This is a genomic window from Nesterenkonia sp. AY15, assembly GCF_022565855.1.
Lineage (GTDB): Bacteria > Actinomycetota > Actinomycetes > Actinomycetales > Micrococcaceae > Nesterenkonia.
Genome location: NZ_JAJOYV010000004.1, coordinates 91,147 through 116,743, shown reverse-complemented (window position 1 = coordinate 116,743; position 25,597 = coordinate 91,147). Strand labels below are relative to the sequence as shown.

23 protein-coding genes are annotated in these 25,597 nt (G+C 68.4%); 12 read left to right on the top strand and 11 right to left on the bottom strand.

The window, feature by feature from the left end; all coding sequences use genetic code 11:
* Positions 1-53 precede the first annotated feature (53 nt).
* From dut to LSI54_RS07725, 7 genes are all read left to right on the top strand, one after another.
* Positions 54-494, top strand: a complete 441-nt coding sequence (gene dut, locus LSI54_RS07755) for a dUTP diphosphatase (protein WP_241464871.1) — start codon at positions 54-56, stop codon at positions 492-494.
* A 30-nt stretch (positions 495-524) separates the two neighbouring features.
* A complete protein-coding gene (locus tag LSI54_RS07750) occupies positions 525-1,391 on the top strand; it encodes a DUF3710 domain-containing protein (protein WP_241478081.1) in 867 nt (288 codons plus the stop codon).
* Positions 1,381-2,151: a DUF3159 domain-containing protein gene (locus tag LSI54_RS07745; protein ID WP_241464869.1), complete on the top strand. Its 771-nt coding sequence runs from the start codon at positions 1,381-1,383 to the stop codon at positions 2,149-2,151. The genes LSI54_RS07750 and LSI54_RS07745 overlap by 11 nt, the downstream gene beginning before the upstream one ends.
* Positions 2,152-2,158: 7 nt before the next feature.
* On the top strand, positions 2,159-3,688 hold the full coding sequence (locus tag LSI54_RS07740) for a class I SAM-dependent RNA methyltransferase (RefSeq protein WP_241471029.1): 1,530 nt from the start codon (positions 2,159-2,161) through the stop codon (positions 3,686-3,688).
* 126 nt (positions 3,689-3,814) lie between these two features.
* Positions 3,815-6,634, top strand: coding sequence for an aconitate hydratase (locus LSI54_RS07735; protein WP_241464867.1), 2,820 nt, complete (start codon positions 3,815-3,817; stop codon positions 6,632-6,634).
* A gap of 189 nt (positions 6,635-6,823) precedes the next feature.
* A complete protein-coding gene (dxs, locus tag LSI54_RS07730) occupies positions 6,824-8,827 on the top strand; it encodes a 1-deoxy-D-xylulose-5-phosphate synthase (RefSeq protein WP_241464866.1) in 2,004 nt (667 codons plus the stop codon).
* Between the two features lie 2 nt (positions 8,828-8,829).
* Entirely contained in the window at positions 8,830-9,321 is a 492-nt protein-coding gene (locus tag LSI54_RS07725) for a hypothetical protein (RefSeq protein WP_241464865.1), read from the top strand.
* Between the two features lie 15 nt (positions 9,322-9,336).
* Here the strand turns inward: LSI54_RS07725 and LSI54_RS07720 are convergent, their stop codons facing one another.
* The 6 genes from LSI54_RS07720 to msrB form a co-directional block, all read right to left on the bottom strand.
* A complete protein-coding gene (locus LSI54_RS07720) occupies positions 9,337-9,768 on the bottom strand; it encodes a Rieske (2Fe-2S) protein (protein ID WP_241464864.1) in 432 nt (143 codons plus the stop codon).
* Between the two features lie 167 nt (positions 9,769-9,935).
* Positions 9,936-12,095: a 3-hydroxyacyl-CoA dehydrogenase NAD-binding domain-containing protein gene (locus LSI54_RS07715; protein ID WP_241478080.1), complete on the bottom strand. Its 2,160-nt coding sequence runs from the start codon at positions 12,093-12,095 to the stop codon at positions 9,936-9,938.
* Between the two features lie 107 nt (positions 12,096-12,202).
* Positions 12,203-13,432: a ribonuclease D gene (locus LSI54_RS07710; RefSeq protein ID WP_241478153.1), complete on the bottom strand. Its 1,230-nt coding sequence runs from the start codon at positions 13,430-13,432 to the stop codon at positions 12,203-12,205.
* A 19-nt stretch (positions 13,433-13,451) separates the two neighbouring features.
* Positions 13,452-14,060: a DUF3000 domain-containing protein gene (locus tag LSI54_RS07705; RefSeq protein ID WP_241465098.1), complete on the bottom strand. Its 609-nt coding sequence runs from the start codon at positions 14,058-14,060 to the stop codon at positions 13,452-13,454.
* A gap of 128 nt (positions 14,061-14,188) precedes the next feature.
* Positions 14,189-15,247 carry a threonine aldolase family protein gene (locus tag LSI54_RS07700; RefSeq protein WP_241478079.1) on the bottom strand — a complete coding sequence of 353 codons (1,059 nt, stop codon included), beginning with the start codon at positions 15,245-15,247 and terminating at the stop codon, positions 14,189-14,191.
* A 3-nt stretch (positions 15,248-15,250) separates the two neighbouring features.
* Entirely contained in the window at positions 15,251-15,667 is a 417-nt protein-coding gene (gene msrB / locus LSI54_RS07695) for a peptide-methionine (R)-S-oxide reductase MsrB (protein ID WP_241478078.1), read from the bottom strand.
* A gap of 45 nt (positions 15,668-15,712) precedes the next feature.
* On the opposite strand from msrB, the gene LSI54_RS07690 reads away from it, so the two are divergent.
* Positions 15,713-17,083, top strand: a complete 1,371-nt coding sequence (locus tag LSI54_RS07690) for an alpha/beta hydrolase family protein (RefSeq protein WP_241471033.1) — start codon at positions 15,713-15,715, stop codon at positions 17,081-17,083.
* On the opposite strand, the gene LSI54_RS07685 is transcribed toward LSI54_RS07690, so the two are convergent.
* Entirely contained in the window at positions 17,028-17,522 is a 495-nt protein-coding gene (locus tag LSI54_RS07685) for a SufE family protein (protein WP_241464859.1), read from the bottom strand. The genes LSI54_RS07690 and LSI54_RS07685 overlap by 56 nt on opposite strands.
* The gene (locus LSI54_RS07680; RefSeq protein WP_241475869.1) at positions 17,519-18,409 is read right to left on the bottom strand and encodes a sulfurtransferase; all 891 of its coding nucleotides are present in this window, start codon (positions 18,407-18,409) and stop codon (positions 17,519-17,521) included. The genes LSI54_RS07685 and LSI54_RS07680 overlap by 4 nt, the downstream gene beginning before the upstream one ends.
* An 88-nt stretch (positions 18,410-18,497) precedes the next feature.
* Between LSI54_RS07680 and zapE the strand changes: the two genes are divergently transcribed.
* The 4 genes from zapE (at position 18,498) to LSI54_RS07660 (ending at position 23,464) form a co-directional block, all read left to right on the top strand.
* Positions 18,498-19,553 carry a cell division protein ZapE gene (zapE, locus tag LSI54_RS07675; protein ID WP_241464857.1) on the top strand — a complete coding sequence of 352 codons (1,056 nt, stop codon included), beginning with the start codon at positions 18,498-18,500 and terminating at the stop codon, positions 19,551-19,553.
* Between the two features lie 108 nt (positions 19,554-19,661).
* The gene (gene ppk2 / locus LSI54_RS07670) at positions 19,662-20,585 is read left to right on the top strand and encodes a polyphosphate kinase 2 (protein ID WP_241464856.1); all 924 of its coding nucleotides are present in this window, start codon (positions 19,662-19,664) and stop codon (positions 20,583-20,585) included.
* 234 nt (positions 20,586-20,819) lie between these two features.
* Entirely contained in the window at positions 20,820-22,280 is a 1,461-nt protein-coding gene (gene gndA / locus LSI54_RS07665) for an NADP-dependent phosphogluconate dehydrogenase (RefSeq protein ID WP_241464855.1), read from the top strand.
* A 44-nt stretch (positions 22,281-22,324) separates the two neighbouring features.
* Positions 22,325-23,464, top strand: a complete 1,140-nt coding sequence (locus LSI54_RS07660) for an NAD(P)H-dependent flavin oxidoreductase (RefSeq protein WP_241478077.1) — start codon at positions 22,325-22,327, stop codon at positions 23,462-23,464.
* Here the strand turns inward: LSI54_RS07660 and epsC are convergent.
* From epsC to msrA, 3 genes are read right to left on the bottom strand one after another with little or no spacing between them, the layout of a single operon-like run.
* Complete coding sequence (gene epsC, locus LSI54_RS07655; protein ID WP_241464853.1) at positions 23,461-24,048, bottom strand: serine O-acetyltransferase EpsC; 588 nt, start codon at positions 24,046-24,048, stop codon at positions 23,461-23,463. The genes LSI54_RS07660 and epsC overlap by 4 nt on opposite strands.
* Before the next feature lie 49 nt (positions 24,049-24,097).
* Positions 24,098-25,033, bottom strand: a complete 936-nt coding sequence (cysK, locus tag LSI54_RS07650; protein WP_241464852.1) for a cysteine synthase A — start codon at positions 25,031-25,033, stop codon at positions 24,098-24,100.
* On the bottom strand, positions 25,033-25,587 hold the full coding sequence (gene msrA, locus LSI54_RS07645) for a peptide-methionine (S)-S-oxide reductase MsrA (protein WP_241478076.1): 555 nt from the start codon (positions 25,585-25,587) through the stop codon (positions 25,033-25,035). The genes cysK and msrA overlap by 1 nt, the downstream gene beginning before the upstream one ends.
* Between the last annotated feature and the right edge of the window lie 10 nt (positions 25,588-25,597).

Sequence of the window (25,597 nt, the reverse complement as noted above, 5' to 3'; positions counted from 1 at the left end):
CGTCGCATGTCCGGCTGAGGACTCGACTCGACCGCGACGGTACACTCGGGGCTGTGAATCGCATCTCAGTACCTCTCAAGCAGCTGGACCCGGGCTTAGACGTCCCGCGCTATTCCCATCCCGGTGATGCCGGGGCTGATCTGCTGACCGCCGAGGAGTTCACGCTCGAACCGGGGGAGCGCCGGCTGGTCCCCACCGGAGTCGCGCTGGCGCTGCCGCAGGGCTGGGTCGGCCTGGTCCATCCGCGCAGCGGACTCGCCGTGCGCCACGGGATCACCGTGGTCAATGCCCCAGGGACCGTGGACGCTGGGTATCGTGGGGAGATCAAGGTGTGCCTGCTCAACACGGATCGCCACGAGGCGGTCCACTTCGCCCGTGGGGACCGGATAGCTCAGCTGCTTCTGCAGAAGGTGGAGCAGGCTGATTTCACCCTGGTGGACGATCTCGAGACCAGTGATCGCGGCGCAGGCGGCTTCGGGTCCACCGGGCGATAGAACAGCGCAGAACCGACCAGGAGGACAGGCATGCTCTTCGGCAAGAAGAAGACCCCAGCGACGCAGGCACCGGAGACAGACGCGGCCCCGGCAGAGTCAGCACAGACAGAATCACCACAGGCAGAGTCGCCACAGAGCCCGCCGACTGACGTCGCGCCCCCAGACGTCTCGGCCACCGACGCGGCGGCCGCTGACGCTTCAGCCACGGCGACGGCCGCCGACGCCCCGTCGTCACCGGTCACCTCCGTGGCGCAGCCGGTCACCGAGTCCACTCCGCTGGCGGTGCCGCGCGACTCCCGTGAGCTGGAGTCCAAGAAGGGCTATCTGGACTTCGGGGCGCTGCTGGTCCCCGCGGCGAAGAACCAGCAGGTGCGTCTGGACATCGATCAGAAGACCAAGCGCGTGGTCGCGCTGACCGTCATGGTCGACCAGGCGAGCATCCAGGTCCAGCCCTTCTCGGCCCCGAAGTCCGGCGGCACCTGGGGTGAGGTGCTCGACCAGATCGAAGAGTCGGTGCTCAAGCAGGACGGCAAGGTCAAGCGAGTCGACGGTCGTTTCGGCATGGAGCTGGCGGCACGCGTGCCGACCGTCCTGAAAGACGGACGCAAAGGCTGGCGGGTGGCCCGCTTCATCGGCTTCGAGGGCCCGCGCTGGTTCCTGCGCGGGGTGGTCGGCGGCCGCGGCGCCATCGACGCCTCCGCAGCCCGTGCGGTCGAAGACCTGTTCGCCAAGATCGTGGTCGTCCGGGGCGACGACCCGCTGCCCCCGCGCGAGCTGCTGCGCCTGCAGCCTCCGGAAGGGGCGAAGCGGGTGGTGGTCCCGCGCAACCGGGCCCAGCGTCGCGATGATTCCCCCAGTCCCAATCCTGCTGCGGCACCGGTGAGCGATGACCGCTGACCCAGGCCAGCCACGCTCCGAGCCGGACTCCCACCCGGACTCCACCCGTGATCCCGCGGCGCAGTTCTCGACTGCCGCCGCCTCCCGGGTGCGCACCGGTGATGACGGCTCCATCGACGTGCTGGCCTCGGTGGGCGGGGTGCGCGGACTCGTCGAGTCCTCGCTGCCCGCCGCGGCCTTCCTGATCGCCTTCCTGGTCACCGAAGAGCTGATCACCGCGCTGATCATCTCGGTGGCGATCGGCGTCGGATTCGCCATCGTCCGGCTGGTGCAGAAGGGCTCGCTGGTTCAGTCCCTGGCCGGACTCGCCGGCATCCTGATCTGCGCCCTGGTCGCCTACCGGACCGGGGACGCCCGCGACTTCTACGCCTGGGGCTTCCTGATCAACGCCGGCTACCTGTTGGCATTCCTCATCTCGATCCTGGTCAAGTGGCCGTTCCTGGGCCTGCTCTTCGGCGTGGTTCGGGGTGAGGGGCTGGACTGGCGCAAGGACCCGGCGCGCCGTCGGCGATACTCGCTGGCCACCTGGCTGCTCCTCGCCGTCCCCGCGCTGCGCCTGATCGTCCAGGTCCCGCTCTACCTGGCCGACGATGTGGCCGGACTGGGCACCGCGCGCCTGGTCATGGGCATCCCGCTCTATGCGCTGGCGCTGTGGGTAGGGTGGCTCATCTCACGACCGGCGCAGAGTCCGCTCGAGCCCTCCGCAGCAGAGGCCGAACAAGAGCCCGCAGAAGAGGCCGAACAAGAAAAGAGATGGTGATTCCGCGATGACGCAGACCCTGACGCTGGACATCGGACCGATGGCCCATGGCGGCCACTGTGTCGCCCGCCACGAGGGTCGCGTCGTCTTCGTGCGCCACGCCATCCCGGGGGAGACCGTGCGAGCCCGCGTGACCGAGGGAGGACCGGGCGCCAAATACTGGCGAGCCGACGTCGTCGAGGTGTTGAGTCCCTCCGACTACCGCCGCCGGCACATCTGGAAGCTCGCGGACTCGCTGCGCGCCCACGAGAACGATCGGCTCCCGGTGGGCGGTGCCGAGTTCGGCCACATCACCGACCAGCACCAGCGCCGGCTCAAGGGCCAGGTCTTCCGCGACACCATGCAGCGGATCGGGGGATTCTCGATCCACGACCAGCGCCTGCCGCTGGCCTCCGGCGACGGAGAGGTCCACGTCCACGACGTGCTCTCCGACGGGCCCTACCACGGGCTGCACTGGCGGACCCGGGCCAGCTTCGCGGTCAGCGCCCTGGGTGCGCTGAGTATGAAGCCGCACCGCAGCAACGAGCTCATCGAGCTGCGCGGGATGCCGCTGGCAGTGTCATCGATCCATGAGAGCGGCATCTTCGGCTTCAACTTCAAGGGCGTCGACCGGGTCGACGCCGTGGCCGCCGGCGCCGGCCCACAGGTCACTCTGGTGGTGCACGTCCGGCGCGGGCTTCCCGCAGTCGAGCGTGAGGAGCTCAACGAGCGGCTGCTGCACCTGCACCAGCGGGAGCCGGCCATCGCCAACATCGTGCTGGCCACGTCCGCGCCGGAACCCAACCCCAGCCGGGGTCGCGCCGGTGCCCGCGGCGCCGGACGTCGAGGTCGCGGCGAGCGATCCGGCCCCGGGGCGCGCGCCCAGGATCAGGCGTCCGCGCCGCGCCCGGAGCGGATCAGCTACACCGTGGTCGCCGGGTCCCGCACGGTCACCGAACCGCTGCCCCTGCCGCAGCCCCCGACCGCGGATTCAGCGTCACCTGCGGGGACGTTCTCCACGGTGGAGATCCAGCCCGAGGATTTCTGGCAGATCCACCGCAATGCCCCGCGCTGCCTGGTCGAAGCCGTGAACACGATGACACAGGTGCCCTCCGGCGCCTCGGTGGCAGACCTCTACGCCGGGGCCGGCCTCTTCAGCGCGTGGGCGGCCGAGCTCGCAGGCGCAGCCGGGTCGGTGCTCAGCGTTGAAGGGGCGCCCGGCTCCAGCGCCAGTGCAGCACAGCTCTTCGCCGGGTCCCCGCAGGTCGAAGTGCTGCAGGCGCCGGTGGAGGCGGTCCTGGATCGTCTCGCCCAACGTGACCTGATCCTGCTGGACCCTCCGCGCACCGGAGCCGGTGAACGCGTCATCGCGGGGATCGACGCCGCGGGCCCGCGGGAGGTCCTCTACGTCTCCTGCGAACCCTCCTCCTTCGCCCGGGACGCCAAGTCTCTGATGACCCGGGGCTGGGAGCTGGCAGACCTCAAGGTCTTCGATCTGTACCCCAACACCCACCACATGGAATCGGTCGCTCTGTTCCGAGCACCTCATCGCAGGTGAACGGCGCGCCACGCTCCCTATGACGTGCGTCTCAGAAAGCTGAAAGAGTAGACTGAACATCGATCCATCGGCCCGGCTGTTCATCGGCGCGGGCTGGCACGACTGGCAACTAACAAGGAGTCCCGAGTGAATAAAGCGGACAGCTATGGGGCCAAAGGCGTCCTCAACGTCGACGGCACCGACTATGAAATCTTCCGACTCAAGGCTGTGGAGGGATATGACTCCCTTCCCTACAGCCTGAAGGTCCTGCTCGAGAACCTCCTGCGCACCGAAGATGGTGCAAACGTCACCGCCGAGCACATCAAGGCTCTGGCCCAGTGGGATGAGAACGCTCAGCCGGACACCGAGATCCAGTTCACCCCCGGCCGCGTCCTGATGCAGGACTTCACCGGCGTCCCCTGCGTGGTGGACCTGGCGACCATGCGTGAGGCCGTCAAGGAGCTCGGCGGCAAGCCCGAGCAGATCAACCCGCTGGCACCCGCCGAGATGGTGATCGATCACTCCGTCCAGATCGACTCCTTCGGCAACTCCGACGCCATCGAGCGCAACATGGACATGGAGTACCAGCGCAACGGTGAGCGGTACCAGTTCCTGCGCTGGGGCCAGACCGCGTTCGACGACTTCAAGGTCGTCCCCCCGGGCATGGGCATCGTCCACCAGGTGAACATCGAGAACCTGGCCCGCACCGTGATGACCCGCGAGGTCGACGGCGCCCTGCGCGCCTACCCCGACACCTGTGTCGGCACCGACTCACACACCACCATGGAGAACGGCCTCGGCGTGCTCGGCTGGGGTGTGGGCGGCATCGAGGCCGAGGCAGCGATGCTCGGCCAGCCGATCTCCATGCTGATCCCGCGCGTCGTCGGCTTCAAGCTCAGCGGATCCATCCCCGCTGGCGCCACCGCCACCGACGTCGTGCTCACCATCACCCAGATGCTGCGCCAGCACGGTGTGGTCGGCAAGTTCGTGGAGTTCTACGGCGAGGGTGTGGCGGCTGTGCCGCTGGCCAACCGCGCCACCATCGGCAACATGTCCCCGGAGTTCGGCTCCACCGCGGCGATGTTCCCGATCGACGACGTCACCATGGGCTACCTGCGCCTGACCGGGCGCACGGAGGATCAGCTCGCACTGGTCGAGGCCTACGCCAAAGAACAGGGCATGTGGCACGATCCCTCCCGCGAGCTGCGCTTCTCGGAGTTCCTCGAGCTGGACCTCTCCACCGTGGTGCCCTCCATCGCCGGCCCGAAGCGTCCGCAGGACCGCATCGAGCTCACCGATGCCAAGGAGCAGTTCCGCAAGGACATCCACAACTACGCCAAGAACGGGTCCACCACCAACGGCGCCGTCGACGAGGCCTCCGAAGAGTCCTTCCCGGCCTCCGACGCGCCGTCGCACGACGCGACCGACGAGCAGTCCGCAAAGGACAAGCCGCGCGACACCTCAGGGGCCCCCGTTGACGGCCGGCCGTCGAACCCGACCCCGGTCTCCATGCCAGACGGTCGCGAGTTCCACCTCGATCACGGCGCGGTCTCCATCGCGTCCATCACCTCCTGCACCAACACCTCGAACCCGAACGTGATGATGGCCGCCGGCGTGCTGGCCCGCAACGCGGTCCAGAAGGGCCTGACCAACAAGCCCTGGGTCAAGACCTCCCTGGCTCCGGGCTCCAAGGTCGTCACCGACTACTACGAGAAGTCAGGACTGATCGAGTACCTCGAGAAGGTCGGCTTCTACGTGGTCGGCTACGGCTGCACCACCTGCATCGGCAACTCCGGTCCGCTGGAGGAGGAGATCTCGCAGAAGATCCAGGAACAGGATCTCGCCGTGACCTCGGTGCTCTCGGGCAACCGCAACTTTGAAGGCCGGATCAACCCGGACGTGAAGATGAACTACCTGGCCTCCCCGCCGCTGGTGGTCGCCTACGCCCTGGCCGGAACCATGGACTTCGACTTCGAGAACGAGCCGCTGGGCCACGACGAGTCCGGCAAGGCCATCTTCCTCGCCGACATCTGGCCGGACCCGGTCGAGGTGCAGAAGATCATCGACGCGTCCATCGACACCGAGATGTTCACCTCCAAGTACTCCACCGTCTTCGACGGGGATCACCGCTGGCAGGAGCTGGAGACCCCCGAGGGCTCCACCTTCGCCTGGGACGAGGACTCCACCTACGTCCGGAAGCCCCCCTACTTCGACGGCATGAAGCTCGAGCCCTCCGATGTCACCGACATCGAAGGCGCCCGGGTGCTGCTGAAGCTGGGCGACTCGGTCACCACCGACCACATCTCCCCGGCCGGATCCTTCAAGTCGGACACCCCGGCCGGTCGGTACCTGCTGGAGAACGGCGTGGCGCGCAAGGACTTCAACTCCTACGGCTCCCGCCGTGGCAACCACGAGGTCATGATCCGCGGCACCTTCGCGAACATCCGCATCAAGAACGAGCTGCTCGACGGCGTGGAGGGCGGCTACACCCGCGACTTCACCCAGGAAGGCGCTCCGCAGTCCGCGGTCTACGACGCGGCGGTCAACTACCAGGAGGCCGGCATTCCGCTGGTGGTCCTCGGCGGCAAGGAATACGGCTCCGGCTCCTCGCGTGACTGGGCCGCCAAGGGCACGAGCCTGCTCGGCGTCCGCGCGGTCATCACCCAGTCCTTCGAGCGCATCCACCGCTCGAACCTGATCGGCATGGGCGTGCTGCCGCTGCAGTTCCCCGAAGGCGAGTCGGCCGACACCCTCGGCCTCGACGGCTACGAGACCTACTCCATCTCCGGGGTGACCGAGCTGAACAGCGGCACCACCCCGAAGACGGTCAAGGTCACCGCGGTCAAGGAGGACGGCGCAGAGGTCAGCTTCGACGCCGTGCTCCGCATCGACACACCGGGCGAGGCCGATTACTACCGCAACGGCGGCATCCTGCAGTACGTGCTGCGCCAGCTGGTGAAGAAGTAGTCAGCCTGATCCTGGGCTGTTGAGCGGCTCCGGTCGTCTCATCCGCGAAGGGGCGCTTCGATCCACGGATCGGAGCGCCCCTCCGTGTCTGGGAATGTGTCTGGGAATGTGTCTTGGGAATGTGTCAGAGAAAGTGTCGGAGAACCGTCAAGGTCCGTCCGCGCAGGACGCGAGAGGTAGAATGCACCAATGAGTATTCTGCAGACAATCACGTCTCCGCAGGAGCTGTCCAAGCTCAGCGACGAGCAGATGGAGAGGCTCTCGGCAGAGATTCGGCAGTTCCTCATCGCCAACGTCTCCAAGACCGGCGGGCATCTCGGACCCAACCTCGGCGTGGTCGAGCTGTCCCTGGCGATCCACCGGGTCTTCGACTCCCCGCGGGACTCCATCATCTTCGACACCGGCCACCAGTCCTATGTGCACAAGCTGGTCACCGGGCGGCAGGACTTCTCCACGCTGCGCCAGACCGGCGGCATCGCCGGGTACCCGGAGCGGGCCGAATCGGTGCATGACATCGTCGAGTCTTCCCACGCCTCCTCCTCGCTCTCCTGGGCCGACGGGATCTCCAAGGCCCGCGTGCTCGCAGGGGAAGCTGACCGCTGCGTCATCCCGGTGATCGGCGACGGCGCGCTCACCGGCGGCATGGCCTGGGAGGCGCTGAACAACATCGCAGCCGACAAAGACCGCCGCGTGATCATCGTGGTCAACGACAACGGGCGCTCCTATGCGCCCACCGTCGGGGGTCTGGCCGATCAGCTGGGCCGGCTGCGCCGGAACTTCCTGGACAAGGTGCGGACCCACCGCACCTATGAGAACGTCATGGACGGCACCAAGACCAGGCTGCAGAACGGCGGACCGGTCGGCAAGATGGTCTACCGCAGCCTGCACGCCGCCAAGAAGGGCGCCAAGGACTTCTGGGCCCCCCAGGGACTCTTCGAGGACCTCGGCATGAAGTACATCGGGCCGGTGGACGGCCACGATCAGGGCGCCCTGGAAGAGGCGCTCACCGACGCGAAGAACTACGGCGGACCGGTGATCGTGCACGCGCTGACCGAGAAGGGCAAGGGATACGCTCCCGCCCGGGCCGATGAGAACGACCAGTTCCACGCCGTCGGCGTCATCGACCCGGAGACCGGGGAGCCGGTGCACCGCGGTGGCGCACGCTCCTGGACCTCGGTGTTCGAAGAAGAGATCACCGCCATCGCTGATGAGCGTGAGGACATCGTCGCGCTCACCGGTGCGATGATGATCCCGGTCGGTCTGCGCAGCTTCGCGCAGAAGCATCCGGAACGCGTCTTCGACGTCGGCATCGCCGAGCAGCACGCGCTGACCTCCGCCGCCGGACTCGCCTTCGGGGGACTTCACCCGGTGGTCGCGATCTACGCGACCTTCCTCAACCGCGCCTTCGATCAGCTGCTGATGGATGTCGCCCTGCACCGAGCAGGTGTCACGGTGGTCCTCGACCGGGCCGGAGTCACCGGACCCGACGGGCCCAGCCACCACGGCATGTGGGACCTCTCGCTGCTCCAGATCGTCCCGGGCCTGCGGATCGCCGCCCCACGCGACTCCACCCGGCTGCGCGAGGAGCTGCGCGAGGCGGTGGCTGTGGACGACGCTCCGACGGTGCTGCGCTTCTCCAAGGGCTCGGTCAACGGTGAGATCGATGCGCTCGAACGTCTTGAGGATGGCGTGGACGTGCTCTGGCGCTCCGCGGCCAGCTCCGAGGCGCAGAAGCCCTACGCGCACGACGTGCTCATCGTCTCCGTCGGCACCATGGCCGAACTTTCCCTCGACGTCGCTCAGCGGCTCGCCGATCAAGGCATCAGCGCCACCGTGGTAGACCCGCGCTGGGTGCTGCCGGTGCCGGACTCGGTGGTCTCGCTGGCCGCTCGGCACCGGACCGTGATCTGCATCGAGGACGGCGTCAAGGCCGGCGGCGTGGGTTCGCGCATTCGACAGAGCATGCGCGAGGCCGGCGTTGACACCGGCCTGAACGAGGTGGGACTGCCGGTGGAGTTCCTCCGCCACGGCACCCGCGGCGAGGTCCTCGAACGCGTGGGCCTCACGGCACAGAAGATCACCCAGGACGCCGTCGGACAGGTCCTCGGCACGAAGGTCCCCTACGCCCGTCCGCTGCCCGGTGAACCGTTTCCCACCGGCCAGATCCCCAGTCTCCGCACCCGAAAGGTCTGACATTGATCACTCTCTACCGCCGCGACGAGCAGGCCTGGAACTATCGTGAAGCCTGGTACGACGAAGCGACCGGAGAGTTCGTCATCCACCACGGGGTGCTGGGCGCCAACGGCAAGCTCTCCTCGGAGGGTGCCAGCGCGGAGGAGGCCGAGCAGCTGCTCGAGAGCTTCACCGCCCAGTGCCGGGCCGACGGCTTCACCGAACCTCCCGCCGAGGCCCAGATCGAGATGCGCCTGCTCTACCCGCTGAAGGGCGCACAGCCCAGCGCGTCTGAGGAGCGCAACATCGGCGCCGTGCACCGTGAGGTGCTCGCCACGCTGGCCTGGCGCGGCCTGGGTCTGCTCAGCGACCCGGTGACCGAGCCCCACGCCGGCGGTCACGCCTCGGTGATGCGCATCAAGACGCTGCACCAGGGCAAGGCGAAGGAGGCCGTGAAGGCCGCCATGCGCGCCGGCGACGTCCCTGCCTCGAAGATCGAGCTGCGCGTCGGCTGAGCCCGGAGGCGGACGCTACGCCTGGACCCGGATGGCTTCCCCGTCGATCTCGGCGGGGTAGCGGGTCAGCGGATCACGCGCCGGGCCGCCCTCGGCGGCCCCGGTCTCCAGATTGAAGATCGAGCCGTGGCACGGGCAGGCGAAGCGCTCCGGCTCGGTGCCCACCGCGCATCCCTCATGCGTGCAGACCGCGGAGAAGGCGTGGACCGTGTCCTCATCGCTGCGGTGCAGCAGCAGCTGCGTCTCACCGATCTCGGCTGTGCTGCTGGCCCCCACCTCCAGGTCGGCAAGCGGCATGACCTCGGTCCAGGAGCCGCCCTCGGCCCGGGTCGGCGTGGCAGGCTCGGGCGACTCATCAGTCCCGCAGGCGGTGAGCAGCGCCGCCGAGCCCGCAGTCAGGGCTGAGGCGTGCAGGAATCGACGGCGGTCACAGCATGGCGAAGTCATGGGGCCCAGTCTACGAGTGATCGGTCCGGGACCAGCCTCTGTGTCAGCACCCTGTACCGGGGCTGATCCAACAGCTGGCCCGGACCGCTGACCTGGACCAGCTGGCCCGGATCCCGCTGGCCCCGGAGCTCATCAGCCCCGGAGCTCAGCGCGGACCCGGCAGCGGCTCAGTCGCGCGCGCTGAACGTACGACCATTGACCCGCTCGCTGGCGCCGACCTGATCCAGGTAGGGGGTGATCCCACCGCGGTGCAGCGGCCAGCCGGCCCCCAGGATCATGCACAGGTCCACATCCTGGCGGGAGGCGACGACGCCCTCATCGAGCATCATCCCGATCTCCTCGGCGAGGGCGTCCTGGACCGTGGTGAGCAGCTGCTCCGCGGTGCGGGGTGCGCTGCCGAAGCTCATCAGGCCGATGGTGCTGTCCTTGATGAACGGCTGCCCGGCGTCGTCGGTGCTCCAGATCTCGGTGACGCCCGCGTCGATGAGGCGCTGCAGGTTGGCCGAGACGTGGAATCGGTCCCCGAAGCTGGTGTGCAGCGACTCGGTGACGTGCTGGGCCACCGGGATGCCCACCATCGCCAGCAGCGTGAAGGGGCTCATCGGCAGGCCGATGGGCTTCAGCGCGGCGTCAGCCGTGGCCGCGTCGGTGCCCTCGTCGAAGGCCTTCTGCACCTCGGCCATCAGCCGCAGCAGCACCCGGTTGACCACGAACGCCGTCGCGTCGCTGGTCAGCACCGGGGTCTTGCGCAGTCCCGCGGCGAGGGCGAAGGCCGTGGCGATGGGCTCATCAGCGGTCTGCGGGGCCCGGGCGATCTCGACCAGCGGCATGGCGGCGACCGGGTTGAAGAAGTGGAAGCCGATGACCCGCTCGGGGTGGGAGAGGTCAGCTGCCATCTCGGTGACCGAGAGCGAGGAGGTGTTCGTCGCGAGGATCGTCTCGGCCGGCACGATCTGCTCCAGCTCGGCGAAGACCTGCTTCTTCACGCCGATCTCCTCGAAGACCGCCTCGATGACGAAGTCCGCGTCGGCGTAGACCGACTTGTCGGTGGAGCCGGTGATCAGTCCGCGCAGCCCGGCGGCCTGCTCTTGCGTGATCCGGCCCCTGCTGGCCTGCTTCTCGAGCTGGGCCGCGATGTGGTCCAGCCCCTTGTCCACTCGGGCCTGGTCGATGTCGGTGAGCACCACCGGAACCTGCAGCTGCGCGGCGAAGACCATCGCGAGCTGGGAGGCCATGAGTCCTGCCCCGACCACGCCGACCTTGCCGATGCTGCGCGGCTGGACCGCGGGCACCCCGGCGGGACGCTTGGCGCGCTTCTGCAGCAGGTTCAGGAACGCGTAGACGGTGTTGCGGAACTCATCGGTGAGCATCAGATCGCCCAGCGCCTCGCACTCGGCGGCGCGGCTCTGCTCCCGGGTGCGCTCAGGCACCTGGGTGAACAGGTCCAGCGCGCGGCGCGGGGCGGGGGCGGAGGGGCCAAGCTTGGTCGCCACGGTGCGCTCGGCGGCTTCGATCGCGCGGGTCCAGGCCTCGGGGGAGTCGTCATGGCTGCGGTGCGCGGCGAGCTGCTCCGCGGTGGCGGCATCACCGGTGATGACCCTCCCCGCGTAGGCGATGCTCTCGGCCTCGAACTGCTCGGCCTCGAGGAGCTGATCGGCGAGCCCCAAGGCGTGGACCTTCTTCCCGGTCAGGGTGCGGTTGTTGTTCAGCGCGTTGGTGAAGATGACCTCGGCGGCGGCCTCGGGGCCGATCAGGCGCGGGAGCCGGTAGATGCCGCCCCAGCCCGGGACCAGGCCCAGGAAGGCCTCGGGCAGTCCGATGCCCTTGGCCGCCGTGGAGACGGTGCGGTGCTGGGCGGCCAGGGCGATCTCAAGCCCGCCGCCCAGTGCGGTGCCGTTGATGAAGGCGAAGCTGGGCACCGGGAAGTCCTCGAGCAGCCGGTAGGCGTGGTGACCCAGATCGGCCATGGCGGTGGAGTGGTCGCGGGATTCCACCCGTTCGGCGGCGCCCAAGTCTGCGCCGGCGGCGAGCACCCCGGGTTTGCCGATCACCGCGATGCCGGCGATCTCTCCGGCGCGGGCCCGGGGCAGCTGGGCGGCGAGGACCTCGCCGAACCCGATGAGGCTGCTCGGGCCCAGGGTGGAGGGGCGCTTGGGCTGGTCATTGTCCAGGCGCACGAGCACCAGCGTGCCGGCGCCGTCGGGCAGTGCGATGTCCTCGGCGCGAGAGTGCGTGATGACCTCGTCGCTGAAGGCTTCCGCGAGGTCCGCGAAGTGGGAGAAGTCCAGAGCCTCTGTCGGGATCTCGGGTGAGTGCGCTGATGTCATGTGCTGCCTCCGTGACGTGGGGTCGGCGCGGGGCAACCGCGCCTCGGGTGAGTCTCAGCTCACATCCTACCCATGAGTAACCAAGGAGGAAACCGCCGCCGTGGGTGTCAGAAGGACTCGAGCGGCTCCGGGTCGAGCAGGGCCACGGTGACGATGGCGGCGCACTGCTCGATCTGCCATGGCCTGGCGCCGAGCTCGCGCAGTGCGGCGCTGACGCCGTCCAGGTCCATGACCTTCGGCGGGGTCCAGCAGAGCTGCTTGAGCACGGCCGGGGTCAGCAGGGTCTCGGGCATGAGGTCGAGCTCGTCGGCGCGGTGGGTCAGCCAGTCCCGGGCGGTGCGGTAGCGGCGGAATGCCAGCGGGTTGCGGTCCTTCCAGGTCCGTGGCGGCGGGGGACCGGCGGCGCGCCGCTTGGACTCCGGAGCATCGGTGTTCTGGGCCCCGGATTCGATCGCGCGCAGCCACTTGGGCGCCTCGCACTTGGCTGCCCGGCCGTAGAAGCCCTTGACCGAGAGCAGCTGGGGAACAGTGCGCGGCACCGCGTCGGCCGCGGCGACCAGCGCCGAGTCGGGCAGGATGTGTCCGGGGGCGATGTCCTTGGTCTCGGCCATGTTCTCCCTGGCTGCCCAGAGTTCACGCAGCACCGCGAGCTTCCGCGGTGTCTTGAGCCGGTTGACCCCGGTGGCCTTGCGCCAGCGTTCGCTGCGCGGGACCGTGATCGGCCGGTGGGTGCGCAGATGTTCGAACTCCTGCTCGGCCCAGCCCAGCTTCTCCTGCTCGCGCAGCAGCTCGGTGAGGCTCTCGCGCAGCGGGATCAGCAGTTCGACGTCGAGGGCCGCGTAGCGCAGCCAGTCCTGCGGCAGCGGACGCCGCGACCAGTCTGCTGCTGAGTGTTCCTTGGCGAGGCGCACGCCCAGCAGGGACTCCACCACCGCCCCGAGGCTGACTCGGGGCACTCCGCCCAGCCGTGCGGCGAGCTCGGTGTCGAAGAGGCTGTGCGGGTGCATGCCCAGCTCCGCGAGGCAGGGGAGGTCCTGGGTGGCCGCGTGCAGGATCCACTCGACGCCGTCGAGGGCCTCCTGGGCCGGGGCCAGGGTGGTGAACGGTTCAGGGTCGATGAGCCAGAGCCCGGAGCCTTCGCGTTTGAGCTGGACCAGGAACGCGCGCTGTCCGTAGCGGAAGCCCGATGCTCGCTCGGCGTCCACCGCGACGGGGCCGGTGCCGGCGGCAAGCGCCTCAGCGCAGCGCTGCAGGCCGCGATCGGTGTCGATGACGAAGGGAACCCCGTCCTCGGGTTCGGTCAGCAGGGGCGGCGGCCCCTCCTCGGGAGAGTCCATCGAGGTCTCCGGCACTTCGTCAGCTCCTCCTGATATGTGGCAGGGCGATCACTCCATCGGGCAGCGGCGGCAGTCCCGCGAAGGAACAGACCATATCGGCCCACGCCTGCAGGTGGGATCCGAATCCGATTCCGGTGGGGCTCCACGAGGCGCGCAGCTCCACATCGTTGCTCGGCATCCGGTTCTCCATGCTGCCGAAGCTCTCGGAGAGGATCCGGGTGGCCGTGCCGCCCGCATGACTGTACTCCACCCCGTGCTGGGCGAGGGAATCACAGAGCCAGGTCCAGGCCACGGAGGCGAGCAGCGGATCATTGCCCATCTCGGCGTCGAGCTCCGCGCGGATATAGATCACTACCCTGAAGGTCCCGCCCCAGGCCTGCTGACCTGCGGGGTCGTGGAGCAGGATGAAACGACCGGTGGCCAGGACCTCGGTGTCTTCGGGCTGCGGCCGGAGTCGGGTGACCGGATGGGCTCCCAGTGCGACGCCGCCGTGCGAGTGGACCTCGGCGCGCAGCGCGACCGCGAAGGGCGCCAGCTTCGACGGCGCCGGGACCTCCTGGACCAGCGCCTCGGCGCGCGGGGAGGCCCTGCGCAGACTGCTCAGCGCCTGCAGGAAAGAGTCAGGCAGCCCCTCGATGCCGCTGGCACCGTGGGGCGGCTGGGATGCGTCTCGCGCTGCGCCCTGCTGGTCGGGTCCGCCAAGGGGACCGAAAGCTGTCACGCCCCAAGATTAGGAACTTCGGTGAGTCTGACGTGCTAGGCGCGCCGGGCGCACTCCACCAGCGCCTCGATCTGCGCATCGGTGGTCTGGAAGGAGCACATGATCCGCAGCACCGGGTTGCCGCCGGCGGCGGTGTCCCAGACATGGACCAGGTACCGGTCCCGGATGGCTTCGGCGATCTTCGTCGGGACCTCGGGGAAGGTGGCGTTGACCTCGGTGGGCCGGGACAGCGTGACCCCAGGGATCTCTGCGAGTGTGCGTCCGAGCTTCGCGGCCGCAGCGTTGGCATGGGTGGCGTTGCGTCGCCAGAGGTCGGTGCCGAAGAGTTCCAGCAGCTGGGCCGAGACGAAGCGCTGCTTGCTCGCGAGCTGCATCGAGAACTTCTGGATGAAGTCGGTGCCCGCGACGCGGTCGGGGTTGATCACCACCACGGCCTCCGCGGCCATGGCTCCGTTCTTGGTGCCGCCGAGGCTCAGGACGTCGACGCCGGCGGCGGTGGTGAACTCACCCAGCGAACAGCCCAGGGCGGCGGCCGCATTCGAGATCCGGGCTCCGTCGAGGTGGACCCCGAGCCCGTGGGCGTGGGCTGCCTCGGCGACCTCGGCGATCTCCTCGGCGGTGTAGACCGTGCCGAGCTCGGTGGACTGGGTGAGCGTGACCGCCAGCGGCTGCGCGGCGTGGACGAAGCCCAGCGCCTTCAGCTCGGCGTGCACGTCGGAGGGAGTCAGCTTCCCTGCGGCGGTCGGGCGCGGCAGCAGCTTGAGCGCCCCGAGGCGCTCCGGAGCGGCGCCCTCGTCATTGTTCACGTGGGCCTGGGCGGAGCAGATCGCGGCGCCCCAGCGCGGCAGCAGCGCCTGCAGCGCCACCACATTGGCGCCGGTGCCGTTGAAGACCGGCAGTATCTCCGCGCGCTCACCGAAGGTCTTCTTGATCACCTCGCGCAGCTGTGCGGTCACCGGATCGGCCCCGTAGGGCAGGGCCGCGTCGGCGTTGACCCGGGTCAGCGCCTGCAGGATCTCTGGGGCGACCCCGGCGACGTTGTCAGAGGCGAAGGAGGCATCGAGCAGCCGCGGCTGCGTCTCGGTGGCCGGCACGGCTCAGCTCTCTGCGGATTCGGTGAAGTCCATCGAGATGGAGTTGATGCAGTAGCGCTGGTCGGTGGGGGTGTCGAAGCCCTCGCCGGTGAAGAGATGTCCCAGGTGGGAGTCGCAGGAGCCGCAGCGCACCTCGGTGCGCTCCATCCCCATGGAGGTATCGGTGAGGTAGCGGATGTTCGCGTCGGCGGCGGGTTCGAAGAAGCTGGGCCAGCCGCAGCGTGAATCGAACTTCTCGGTGGAGGTGAACAGCGCCGCGCTGCAGGCCCGACAGGAGTAGGTGCCCTCCGTCTTGTTGTTCCAGTGCTCGCCGGTGTACGCGCGTTCGGTGCCGCCCTGGCGCAGCACCTGAAACTCCTGCGGGCTGAGCTTCTCGCGCCACGGGTCGGCGCCGGTTCCGGTGTTCTGGTTCGCACTCATGTTCCTATCTCATCACGTTCCGTGCGCCCGCGTAAGCTGAGACGCATGACGTCACGGTTGAATGAACCCGGTGCCGCAGCCGCCCGGGCGAAGGCCCTGCTCCGCCGCGCGGCCCCCACCTGGACCAGCAGGTTTCGGCGTGAGTCGGCGGTGCACACGCCATGGATCCGCGCCACGACCTTGGGGGTGGGCACCGGGCTCGCGGCCGGGATGACGCTGGCCGCTGCCGGTTCCGGGCTCGCCGGGTACTTCGCCCGCGCCGTGGTCACTCCGGTGCGCGAACGTGCCGAAGATCTCGAGATCCTCGCGGTGACCAGAGGACCAGACGGCGACGAGGTGATCCTGCCGATCACCGCGGAGACCGTGGTGGACGGCACCTACGGGTTGTTCTTCCACGGCGGGCGGTCGCTGGCGCGGATCGGGCCGATCACCACGCTGGAGCCCAAGGGCGGCACCGTCACCCGCCCGGTGGAGAAGGTCTATGGCGGGGACCTGCGCACCGCAGTGCGCGGCTGGTGGACCTCGGTGGTCTTTCTGAACCCGGCCGACGCCGGCTTCGACAGCGACGAGGTGGTCATCACGCTGCCGGGTGGCCCGTCACCGGCCTGGTACGTGGCGCCGCAGCCCCTGGCCGCCGGCCTGTCCGCAGATCACCAGGGCCCGCTGAGCGGACGCAACGTGTGGGCCATCGGGGTCCACGGACGGGGCAGCAACCGCACGGAGGGGATCCGCGCCCTGGCCGCCACCTCCGCGCTGGGCGCCGAGACGCTGCTGATCTCATACCGCAACGACGGCGAGGCCCCGGCAGCCGAGGACGGCCGCTACGGCCTGGGGGTCACCGAATGGGAGGACGTCGAGGCCGCCATCGAGTTCGCGCTGGCGCGCGGCGCTCAGGACATCATCCTCTTCGGCTGGTCCATGGGGGGAGCGATCTGCCTGCAGACGGCAGACCGGTCCCGCTACGCCGAATATATCCGCGGCCTGGTGCTGACCGGGCCGGTGATCGACTGGATGGACGTGCTCGCCCACCAGGCGAAGGCCAACCGGATCCCCGACGTGGTAGGCCGCCTGGGCCAGTGGTTCATCTCCAACCCGGGCGGCCGCCGGGTCACCGGGCTCGCCGCCCCGGTGGATCTTCAGGCGATGAACTGGATCGACCGGGCGGACCAGCTGAGGGCCCATGCGCTGATCATGCACAGCGTCGATGACAACATCGTGCCCTACGGGCCCTCCCGGGATCTCGCCCGGAAGAACCCGAAGGTCACCTATGTCTCCTTCGCCCAGGCCCGCCACGTCAAGGAGTGGAACCACGATCCGAAGCGCTGGGACGCCACCGTGATCGACTGGGTCACCGACCTGTTCAGCCGCCCTGCACCGGGGCAGACGCGGCCAGGTGAACTCGGATATTACGCTTGATCCGGCCCAGCATCGCCGTCATCCCGCGCAGCCGCAGCGGGGTGATCGCCTTGGACAGTCCGAGCCGCTCCGAGAGGTCCTCCGGCACGGCGAGGATCTCCTCGAAGCGCAGCCCGCTCAGCCCCTCGTGCAGGATCGCCGCGAAGCCTCGCGTGGTCGGGGCCTCCGGGGGAGCCGCGAAGAAGATCGCGGCGGTCCCAGCGGCGTCGTCGTACTCCAGGGTGAGGAAGAGCGGGGACTGGCACTCCACCACCTCTTCCATCTGGTCATAGCTGTTGAGGTAGCGCGCGGGCAGCTCCGGCAGCTCGCGGGAGAACTCAAGCAGCAGCTCCAGCTTCTGCCGGTCCTCCAACTCGGCGAACTCCTCGACGACCTCGGCGAGCTGCTCCGGGAGCCGCCGGGCCGCGGCGTCGCCCTGCGGGGTGGGGGCCTGGCTCATGCGCCGGGCACCGCGCCGGGCTCTTCGCCGGTGGCGATGGGCAGCCGCACCGCGTTGCCCCACTCGGTCCAGGAGCCGTCGTAGTTGCGGACGTTGTCGTAGCCGAGCAGGTGCTGCAGCACGAACCAGGTGTGCGAGGAGCGCTCACCGATCCGGCAGTAGGCGATGACCTCTTCGGCCTGACCAAGACCCGCCTGCTCGGTGTAGATCGCCTCCAGCTCGGCACGCGAGCGGAAGGTCCCGTCCTCATTGGCGGCCTTGGCCCACGGCACCGAGGCGGCGGAGGGGATGTGGCCGCCGCGCAGCGCACCCTCCTGCTCGTAGCCCTCCATGTGGGTGCGCTCACCGGAGTACTCCAGAGGCGAGCGGACATCGATCATCGGCTTGCCGAAGTGGGCGAGCACATCCTCGCGGAAGGCGCGGAAGGTGGAGTCATCGCGCTGCGCCGGCGTCGGGTAGCTCACCGAGGCCGGGGTCTGCACCTCGGTGACCAGCTCGCGGCCCTCGGCGGCCCATTTCTGCCGGCCGCCGTCCATCAGGCGCAGGTCCCGGTGGCCGAAGAGGGTGAACACCCAGAGGGCGTAGGCGGCCCACCAGTTCGACTTGTCACCGTAGAAGACCACGGTGGTGTCCGGGGTGATCCCCTTGGCGGAGGCGAACGCGGCGAACTGCTGCGGGCCCAGGAAGTCTCGGGTGACCGGATCGTTGAGATCGGTGTGCCAGTCGATCTTCTGCGCACCGGGGATGTGACCGGTCTCGTAGAGCAGCACATCTTCATTCGATTCCAGCAGCACCACGGACGGGTCGTCCTTGTGCTGCGCCACCCAGTCGGTGGAGACCAGGGCGTCGGGGTGGGCGTACTGGGAGAAGTCTTTTTCTTCGGTCATGGTGAACAGAACCTTCCGTCGTCACTGGGTCACCTTCCAGGATAGGGAATCAGCCGGTGAAACGCGCAGTCGTGGGTAGAGTGGTCACATGCCGTCCAACGCCACTCCGCTGAGCCAGCGGACCCCTCAGCTCGGAGTCGGTCAGCTGCTGGAGGGCCTGCGGCCGTCCTTCCGCTTCGCCGAAGTCTCCTTCGACTCCTACATTCCAGACCCGGCGCACCCCTCGCAGGAGAAGGCGGTCACCGCGCTGCGTGAGTTCTCCGCGACCGTGGGCGCCAGCCAGAGCGGCGGCGGGTTCTTCGGCAAGCTCTTCGGCCGGGCCCCGGCCCGTTCCAAGGTGTCCAGCGGGATCTACCTCGACGGCGGCTTCGGCGTGGGCAAGACCCACCTGCTGGCCTCGCTGTACCACTCGGTCGAGGGCCAGCGCGCCTTCGGCACCTTCGTGGAGTACACCAACCTCGTCGGGGCGCTGTCCTTCCGCCGCACCGTGGACGTGCTCAGCGACTACTCGCTGGTCTGCATCGATGAGTTCGAGCTCGACGACCCGGGCGACACGGTGCTGATGTCCCGGCTGATGCGCGAACTGGCCGACGCCGGGGTCAAGCTCGCCGCGACGTCGAACACGCTGCCCGGCTCCTTGGGAGAGGGTCGCTTCGCCGCGGCAGACTTCCAGCGCGAGATCCAGGTGCTCTCGGACCAGTTCTCCGTGATCAAGGTCGACGGTGAGGACTACCGCCACCGTGGGCTGCCTGAGGCGCCCGCTCCGCTGGGCTCCGACGAGATCGAAGACTTCGCTGCACGTCAGTACCCCGACGCCCGCATCGCGGTGGATGACTTCGACGCACTCTGCAAGCACATCACCGGGGTGCATCCCAGCCGGTACCGGCAGCTGGTCACCGACATGGATGTGCTGGTGCTCAAGGATGTCGAGACCATCGAAGCCCAGGCGCTGGCGCTGCGCTTCGTGGTGCTCGCCGACCGGCTCTACGACCAGGACATCAAGATCGTGGCCTCCGGGAAGCCCTTCGACCAGCTCTTCACCGAAGAGATGATGTCCGGTGGCTATATGAAGAAATATCACCGCACGGTCTCGCGCCTGACCGCGCTCGCCCGCGCCGGCCAGATGGGGGAGAAGGCGCTCTGAGCAGCTGCGGCTGGACGCAGACTTCCAGATCGGGCCGAGACGGTTAACAATGTGTTCATGAATTACTGATGAGCTGGCAGCAGCCGCCTCTCGAGAAAGGCTGATCTGATGAATGACCCGATCTTCCAGGTCGACGGCACCGCGCGCAAGAACCTCCGTGAGTTCATCGATGAGCTCCGCGAAGGCGGATACACGGTCTTGGACGGTCATACGCCTGACCCGGACCTGATCGATCCGCAGGGCCGCGCCGTCGAGACCTGGCACGAGAACTACCCGTACGAGAACCGACTCTCCCGTGATGTCTACGAGATCGAGAAGTATCACCTGCAGGTGGAGCTGCTGAAGTTCCAGTACTGGGCCGAGGACTATGGGCTCAAGCACGTGGTCGTCTTCGAGGGCCGCGACGCCGCCGGCAAGGGCGGCACGATCAAGCGGTTCACCGAGCACCTGAACCCGCGGACCGCGCGGGTCGTGGCGCTGAACCGGCCCTCGGACCGGGAGCTCGGCCAGTGGTACTTCCAGCGCTATGTGGATCATCTGCCCACCGCCGGGGAGATGGTGCTCTTCGACCGCTCCTGGTACAACCGGGCCGGGGTCGAGCGCGTGATGGGGTTCTCCTCCGAACAGGAGTATGAGCTCTTCATGCGCCAGGCTCCGCAGTTCGAGCAGATGCTGGTCGACGCCGGGATCCACGTGACCAAGTTCTGGTTCTCGGTGACCCAGCAGGAGCAGCGCACCCGCTTCGCGATCCGTCAGATCGATCCGGTCCGGCAGTGGAAGCTCTCTCCCATGGACCTGGAGTCCCTGGACCGCTGGGAGGCCTACACCGAGGCCAAGGAAGAGATGTTCCTGCGCACCGACACCGACCACGCGCCGTGGATGACGATCAAGTCCAACGACAAGAAGCGGGCCCGGCTCAACGCGATGAAGTGCTTCCTCGCCCAGTTCGAATATGAGGGCAAGGACCACGAGGTCGTCGGAGAGCCTGATCCGCTGATCGTGCGCCGCGGCCGCGACGCGGTGGGTGACTGAGCCCGACCTCGCATCTTCAGGGCTGACCCGGACCGACGGTGGAGCCGAAGCGGTAGAGTTGCAGTGCTCGCCTCGGGAACACCGAGGTTCACGACGGCGGGATCCCATGTCCGACCTCCAGCGCGCCTGCTGCGTGCACGCTGCAGCGAGGCCGCGTCACTGCGGTTCGCGCGTGCCGTCAGGGATCATGCTGCGCTGTGAGAATGTCTGACTGACCTCGACGAAGGAGAACGCATGAGTGCACATATCGGAGTGACCGGCCTGGCCGTCATGGGAGCCAATCTGGCTCGCAATCTGGCCCGCAACGGCTACACCGTCGCGCTGCACAACCGCTCGGTCGCCCGCACGGACGCCCTTCTCCAGGCCCACGGGGGCGACGGGGACTTCGTGCGCACCGAGACCCTGGCCGAGCTCGTGGAGTCGCTCGAGCGCCCCCGCCGCGTGCTGATCATGGTCCAGGCCGGCGCGCCGGTGGACTCGGTGATCGCGGATCTGGTGCCCCTGCTCGATGAGGGCGACATCATCATCGACGGCGGCAACTCCTTCTATGAAGAGACCCGACGCCGTGAGGAGAGCCTGCGCGCGAAGAACCTGCACTTCGTCGGTGTCGGCGTCTCCGGGGGCGAAGAGGGAGCGCTCAACGGCCCCTCGATCATGCCCGGCGGCTCCAAGGAGTCCTATGACTCCCTGGGCCCGATGCTGGAGAAGATCTCGGCGAAGTACAACGGCGAGCCCTGCTGCGCCTGGGTCGGCACCGACGGCGCCGGCCACTACGTGAAGATGGTCCACAACGGCATCGAATACGCCGACATGCAGGTCATCGGTGAAGCCTTCGACCTGATGCGGTCCCTCGCCGGCATCGAACCCCGCGAGCAGGCAGGTGTGTTCCGCGAATGGAACACCACCGACCTGGCCTCCTACCTGATCGAGATCACCGCCGAGGTGCTCGAGCAGGAGGATGAGACCACCGGCCGTCCGCTGGTGGACGTGGTCGTGGACTCCGCCGGCCAGAAGGGCACCGGCCGCTGGACCGCGATCTCCGGCCTGGAGGTGGGCTCACCGGTCACCGCCATCGCCGAGTCGGTCTTCGCCCGCTCGATCTCCTCCCAGCGCGAGCTGCGCGCCGTCACCAACGCCACCTTCAGCGCCGGAGTCGATGAGACCCTCTCTGCCACGGAGAAGTATGGCAGCCCCGAAGATCGCCAGGACCTCGTCGAAGACGTGCGCAAGGCCCTCTACGCCTCCAAGCTCGTCGCCTACGCCCAGGGCCTGGACATGCTCGTCGCCGCCGGCGAAGAGTTCGGCTGGGACCTGGACCTGAAGGCCATCGCCTCGCTCTGGCGCGCCGGCTGCATCATCCGCGCCGACCTGCTGGACACCATCATGAAGGCCTACGACGCGCCCCGCGACCAGCAGCCCAAGAACCTGCTGCTGGCTTCGGAGTTCAACGAGGCCATCAACGAATGCCTCCCGGCCTGGCGCCGCGTGGTCGCGGCCGCCGCGACCTACGGCGTCCCCGCCCCGGTGTTCTCCTCCTCGCTGTCTTATTACGACAGCCTGCGCCGCGAACGGCTGCCGGCCGCGCTGACCCAGGGGCTGCGCGACTACTTCGGGGCACACACCTACAAGCGCGTGGACAAGGAAGGCACCTTCCACACGATGTGGTCCGGTGACCGCAGCGAGATCGACGCCTGATCCGCTGAACCAGATGTCGACTCCGACCTTGCAGAGCTGAGCGCATGAGCACCAGGACGGCCGGACTGCTGGCCTCGTCAGGCGCCACCATTCCCATGGTCGCTGCCCCGATGGCCGGCGGACCGAGCCGTCCTGAGCTTGTGATCGCCGCCTCCGAGGCAGGGGGCATCGGCTTCCTCGCGGCCGGATACAAGAGCGCCGAGGACCTGGCCGCACAGATCCACCGGGTGCGGCAGTCCACCCCGCGCTTCGGGGTCAATCTCTTCGTGCCGAACCCGGTCCCGATCAGCGCCGAGGATCTCACCCGGCACCGTGACGCGGTCCAGGCCTGGCTGGATGAGCACGCGCGGGACGCGACGCACTGGGCGGCTGAGGTGGAGCTTCCGGGGATCAGCAGCCTCGCCGGCGTCACCTGGGAAGCCGGCATCAGTGGCACCACGGGCGTCGGGTCACCGGCTCGGCTCTGGGACGACTCCTGGGAGCAGAAGCTTGCGGAGCTCGAGGCGAATCCGGTGCCGCTGATCAGCCTGACCTTCGGTCTGCCGCAGATCCAGGACATCGAGCGGATGAAGGCCACCGGGGCGCGGGTGCTGCAGACGGTCACCTCCGTGGAGGAGGCCGTGACGGCTGCCAGCGCCGGGGTCGACGGATTGATCGTCCAAGCATCATCGGCCGGAGGTCACTCCGGAACCTGGACTCCGCAGCAGGTGCCTGCGGACATCGATCTTCTCGAGCTGCTGCAGGCAGTCGCCGGGCTCACCGAGCTGCCGCTGTGGGCCGCCGGCGGCATCGCCGACGCCGAGGGGGTCAGTGCCGCACTGAGCGCAGGGGCGGAGGCCGCGGTGCTGGGCACCGCGCTGCTGAGGTGTCCCGAGAGCGGGACGAATCTGGCTCACCAGCAGGCCCTGGTGACTCCACCGGGGGAGCCGGAGACCATCATCACCACGGCGTTCTCGGGGCGACCGGCGCGGGCGCTGCGAAACAGCTTCACCGACGCACTGACCATGTCCGCGCCGTCGGGTTTCCCCGCCCTGCATCAGCTGAGCAGCGGGCTGCGCCGGGCCGCCGGCGCGGCCTCAGACCCGCAGGGACTCAACCTCTGGGCGGGCACCGGCTTCGCGGCTGCGACGCAGGAGCCGGCCGCCGAGGTCATGCGCCGCCTGGCGGGCAGCCACAGCCTCTAGATGAAGATCGCCGGATCCAGCGCGTACTCGGCCGGGTCCACGTGGGGTTTCCGCTCAGCGACTCCGCGCTGACGCGCCTTTGCCGGGATACCGGTGAGGATCGAGTTGGGCGGGGAGGACTTCACGACCACGGCGTTGGCGCCCACGGCGGAGCCGGCACCGATCTCGACGGGTCCGATGACCTTCGCGCCGGCGCCCACGACGACCCCGTCGCGCAGCGTCGGGTGGCGCTTGGTCTGTTCCAGGGATCGTCCGCCGAGGGTGACGCCCTGGTAGAGCATGCAGTCGTCACCGATCTCGGCGGTCTCGCCGATGACCACGCCCATGCCGTGGTCGATGAAGAAGCGACGCCCGATCTGGGCGCCCGGGTGGATCTCGACGCCGGTCAGGCCTCGGGTCACCTGAGACAGTGCGCGAGCCGGGGTCTTCAGCGGCCGGGTCTGCCACATCCGGTGGGCAACCCGGTAGGACCAGACGGCGTGCAGGCCGGAGTAGACCAGCACCACCTCGGCTGTGCTGCGCGCGGCGGGATCATGTTCACGCGCGGCTTTGATGTCCTCACGCAGACGTTTCAGAGGTCCCAAGGGGGAACCAACCTTTCACAGGGATCGAACTTCACGGCTCGTGGGCGGATCAGCCGCGGATGTCTTCGTAGAGCAACGTGGAGATGTAGCGCTCTCCGAAGTCACACGCGATGGTCACGATGAGCTTGTCCCGGTTCTCTTCGCGGGAGGCCAGCTCCAGGGCGGCCGCGACATTGGCGCCGGTGGAGATCCCACCGAGGATGCCTTCCTGGGTGCCGAGGTCGCGGGCGCAGCTCACGGCCTTCTCGAGGTTGGCCTGGTAGACCTCGTCGTAGATGCCCTGGTCCAGGATGTCGGGGATGAAGTTCGGGCCGATGCCCTGGATCTTGTGCGGACCGGCGGTGCCGCCGGAGAGGATCGGGGAGTCCTCGGGCTCCACGGCGACCAGGTGGATGCTGGGCTTGTACTCCTTGAGCCGGCGCCCGGCGCCGGTGATGGTGCCGCCGGTGCCGATGCCGGCGATGAAGACGTCCACCTCGCCGTCGGTGTCCTGCCAGATCTCCTCGCCGGTGGTCCGGTAGTGGGTGGCCGGGTTGGCCTCGTTGGCGAACTGCCGGGCCCAGATGGAGTTCTCGGTCTCCGCCACAATGGCCTTGGCCCGCTCCACCGCGCCGCGCATTCCCTCGGCTCCGGGAGTGAGCACGATCTCGGCGCCGTAGGCGCGCAGCATCACACGACGCTCGGTGGACATGGTCTCCGGCATGGTGAGCACCACGCGGTAGCCGCGGGCGGCGCCCACCATAGCCAGCGCGATCCCGGTGTTGCCCGAGGTGCCCTCCACGATGGTCCCGCCGGGCTTGAGCATCCCGGACTCTTCGGCGGCGTCGACGATGGCGGCACCGATGCGGTCCTTGATCGAGCTGGCGGGGGAGTAGAACTCCAGCTTCATCGCGATGTTGCCCGGAAGGTCTGCGCCCAGCCGGTTGAGCCGCACCAGTGGGGTGTTGCCGACTGCCTGGGTGATGTTGTCCAGAATTTTGGCCATTAGTGAGTGGACCTTTCTTCCTCGGGTTTCAACCATGAAGCATAGTCTCTGCGGAGCTTTGTGACCTTGGGATCGATGATGACCCGACAGTATCCGACATCAGGACGTCGGGAGTGGAAGTCCTGGTGGACCTCCTCGGCCTCGAACACTCGGCCCAGGGGCTCCAGCGTGGTGACGACCGGCCGGTCGAAGGAGTTCTGCGCCTGCGCGATCGCGGCGGCGAACTCATCGTGCTGGGCCTCATCGGTGTAGAACATCGCGGAGCGGTACTGGTCCCCGACGTCGTAGCCCTGCCGGTTCAGCGTGGTCGGGTCGTGGCTGGAGAAGAACACGGCGTAGAGCACCTGGTCCGGGAGCACGCTCGGGTCATAGCCGATCTCCACGGCTTCTGCGTGTCCGGTGCCGCCGGAGGCGACGGCTTCGTAGATGGCCGGACCGGATCCTCCGGTGTAGACGCTGCGCACGTGATGAACCCCGCGCAGTCTGCGCGCGAGGGAGTCCAGGCACCAGAAGCAGCCGGCGGCGAGCACCACGGTCTTGAGGGAATTCTCCATGACCAGCACA

What these genes read in the sequence shown, in the direction of transcription:
- LSI54_RS07680 (WP_241475869.1), bottom strand. Translation starts at nt 18,409, where the DNA reads ATGACCGAAGAAAAAGACTTCTCCCAGTACGCCCACCCCGACGCCCTG.
- LSI54_RS07660 (WP_241478077.1), top strand. Translation starts at nt 22,325, where the DNA reads ATGAGCACCAGGACGGCCGGACTGCTGGCCTCGTCAGGCGCCACCATT.
- LSI54_RS07685 (WP_241464859.1), bottom strand. Translation starts at nt 17,522, where the DNA reads ATGAGCCAGGCCCCCACCCCGCAGGGCGACGCCGCGGCCCGGCGGCTC.
- ppk2 (WP_241464856.1), top strand. Translation starts at nt 19,662, where the DNA reads ATGAATGACCCGATCTTCCAGGTCGACGGCACCGCGCGCAAGAACCTC.
- gndA (WP_241464855.1), top strand. Translation starts at nt 20,820, where the DNA reads ATGAGTGCACATATCGGAGTGACCGGCCTGGCCGTCATGGGAGCCAAT.
- LSI54_RS07745 (WP_241464869.1), top strand. Translation starts at nt 1,381, where the DNA reads ATGACCGCTGACCCAGGCCAGCCACGCTCCGAGCCGGACTCCCACCCG.
- LSI54_RS07740 (WP_241471029.1), top strand. Translation starts at nt 2,159, where the DNA reads ATGACGCAGACCCTGACGCTGGACATCGGACCGATGGCCCATGGCGGC.
- cysK (WP_241464852.1), bottom strand. Translation starts at nt 25,033, where the DNA reads ATGGCCAAAATTCTGGACAACATCACCCAGGCAGTCGGCAACACCCCA.
- LSI54_RS07720 (WP_241464864.1), bottom strand. Translation starts at nt 9,768, where the DNA reads ATGACTTCGCCATGCTGTGACCGCCGTCGATTCCTGCACGCCTCAGCC.
- dxs (WP_241464866.1), top strand. Translation starts at nt 6,824, where the DNA reads ATGAGTATTCTGCAGACAATCACGTCTCCGCAGGAGCTGTCCAAGCTC.
- LSI54_RS07715 (WP_241478080.1), bottom strand. Translation starts at nt 12,095, where the DNA reads ATGACATCAGCGCACTCACCCGAGATCCCGACAGAGGCTCTGGACTTC.
- LSI54_RS07710 (WP_241478153.1), bottom strand. Translation starts at nt 13,432, where the DNA reads ATGGACTCTCCCGAGGAGGGGCCGCCGCCCCTGCTGACCGAACCCGAG.
- LSI54_RS07690 (WP_241471033.1), top strand. Translation starts at nt 15,713, where the DNA reads ATGACGTCACGGTTGAATGAACCCGGTGCCGCAGCCGCCCGGGCGAAG.
- LSI54_RS07750 (WP_241478081.1), top strand. Translation starts at nt 525, where the DNA reads ATGCTCTTCGGCAAGAAGAAGACCCCAGCGACGCAGGCACCGGAGACA.
- msrA (WP_241478076.1), bottom strand. Translation starts at nt 25,587, where the DNA reads ATGGAGAATTCCCTCAAGACCGTGGTGCTCGCCGCCGGCTGCTTCTGG.
- msrB (WP_241478078.1), bottom strand. Translation starts at nt 15,667, where the DNA reads ATGAGTGCGAACCAGAACACCGGAACCGGCGCCGACCCGTGGCGCGAG.
- zapE (WP_241464857.1), top strand. Translation starts at nt 18,498, where the DNA reads ATGCCGTCCAACGCCACTCCGCTGAGCCAGCGGACCCCTCAGCTCGGA.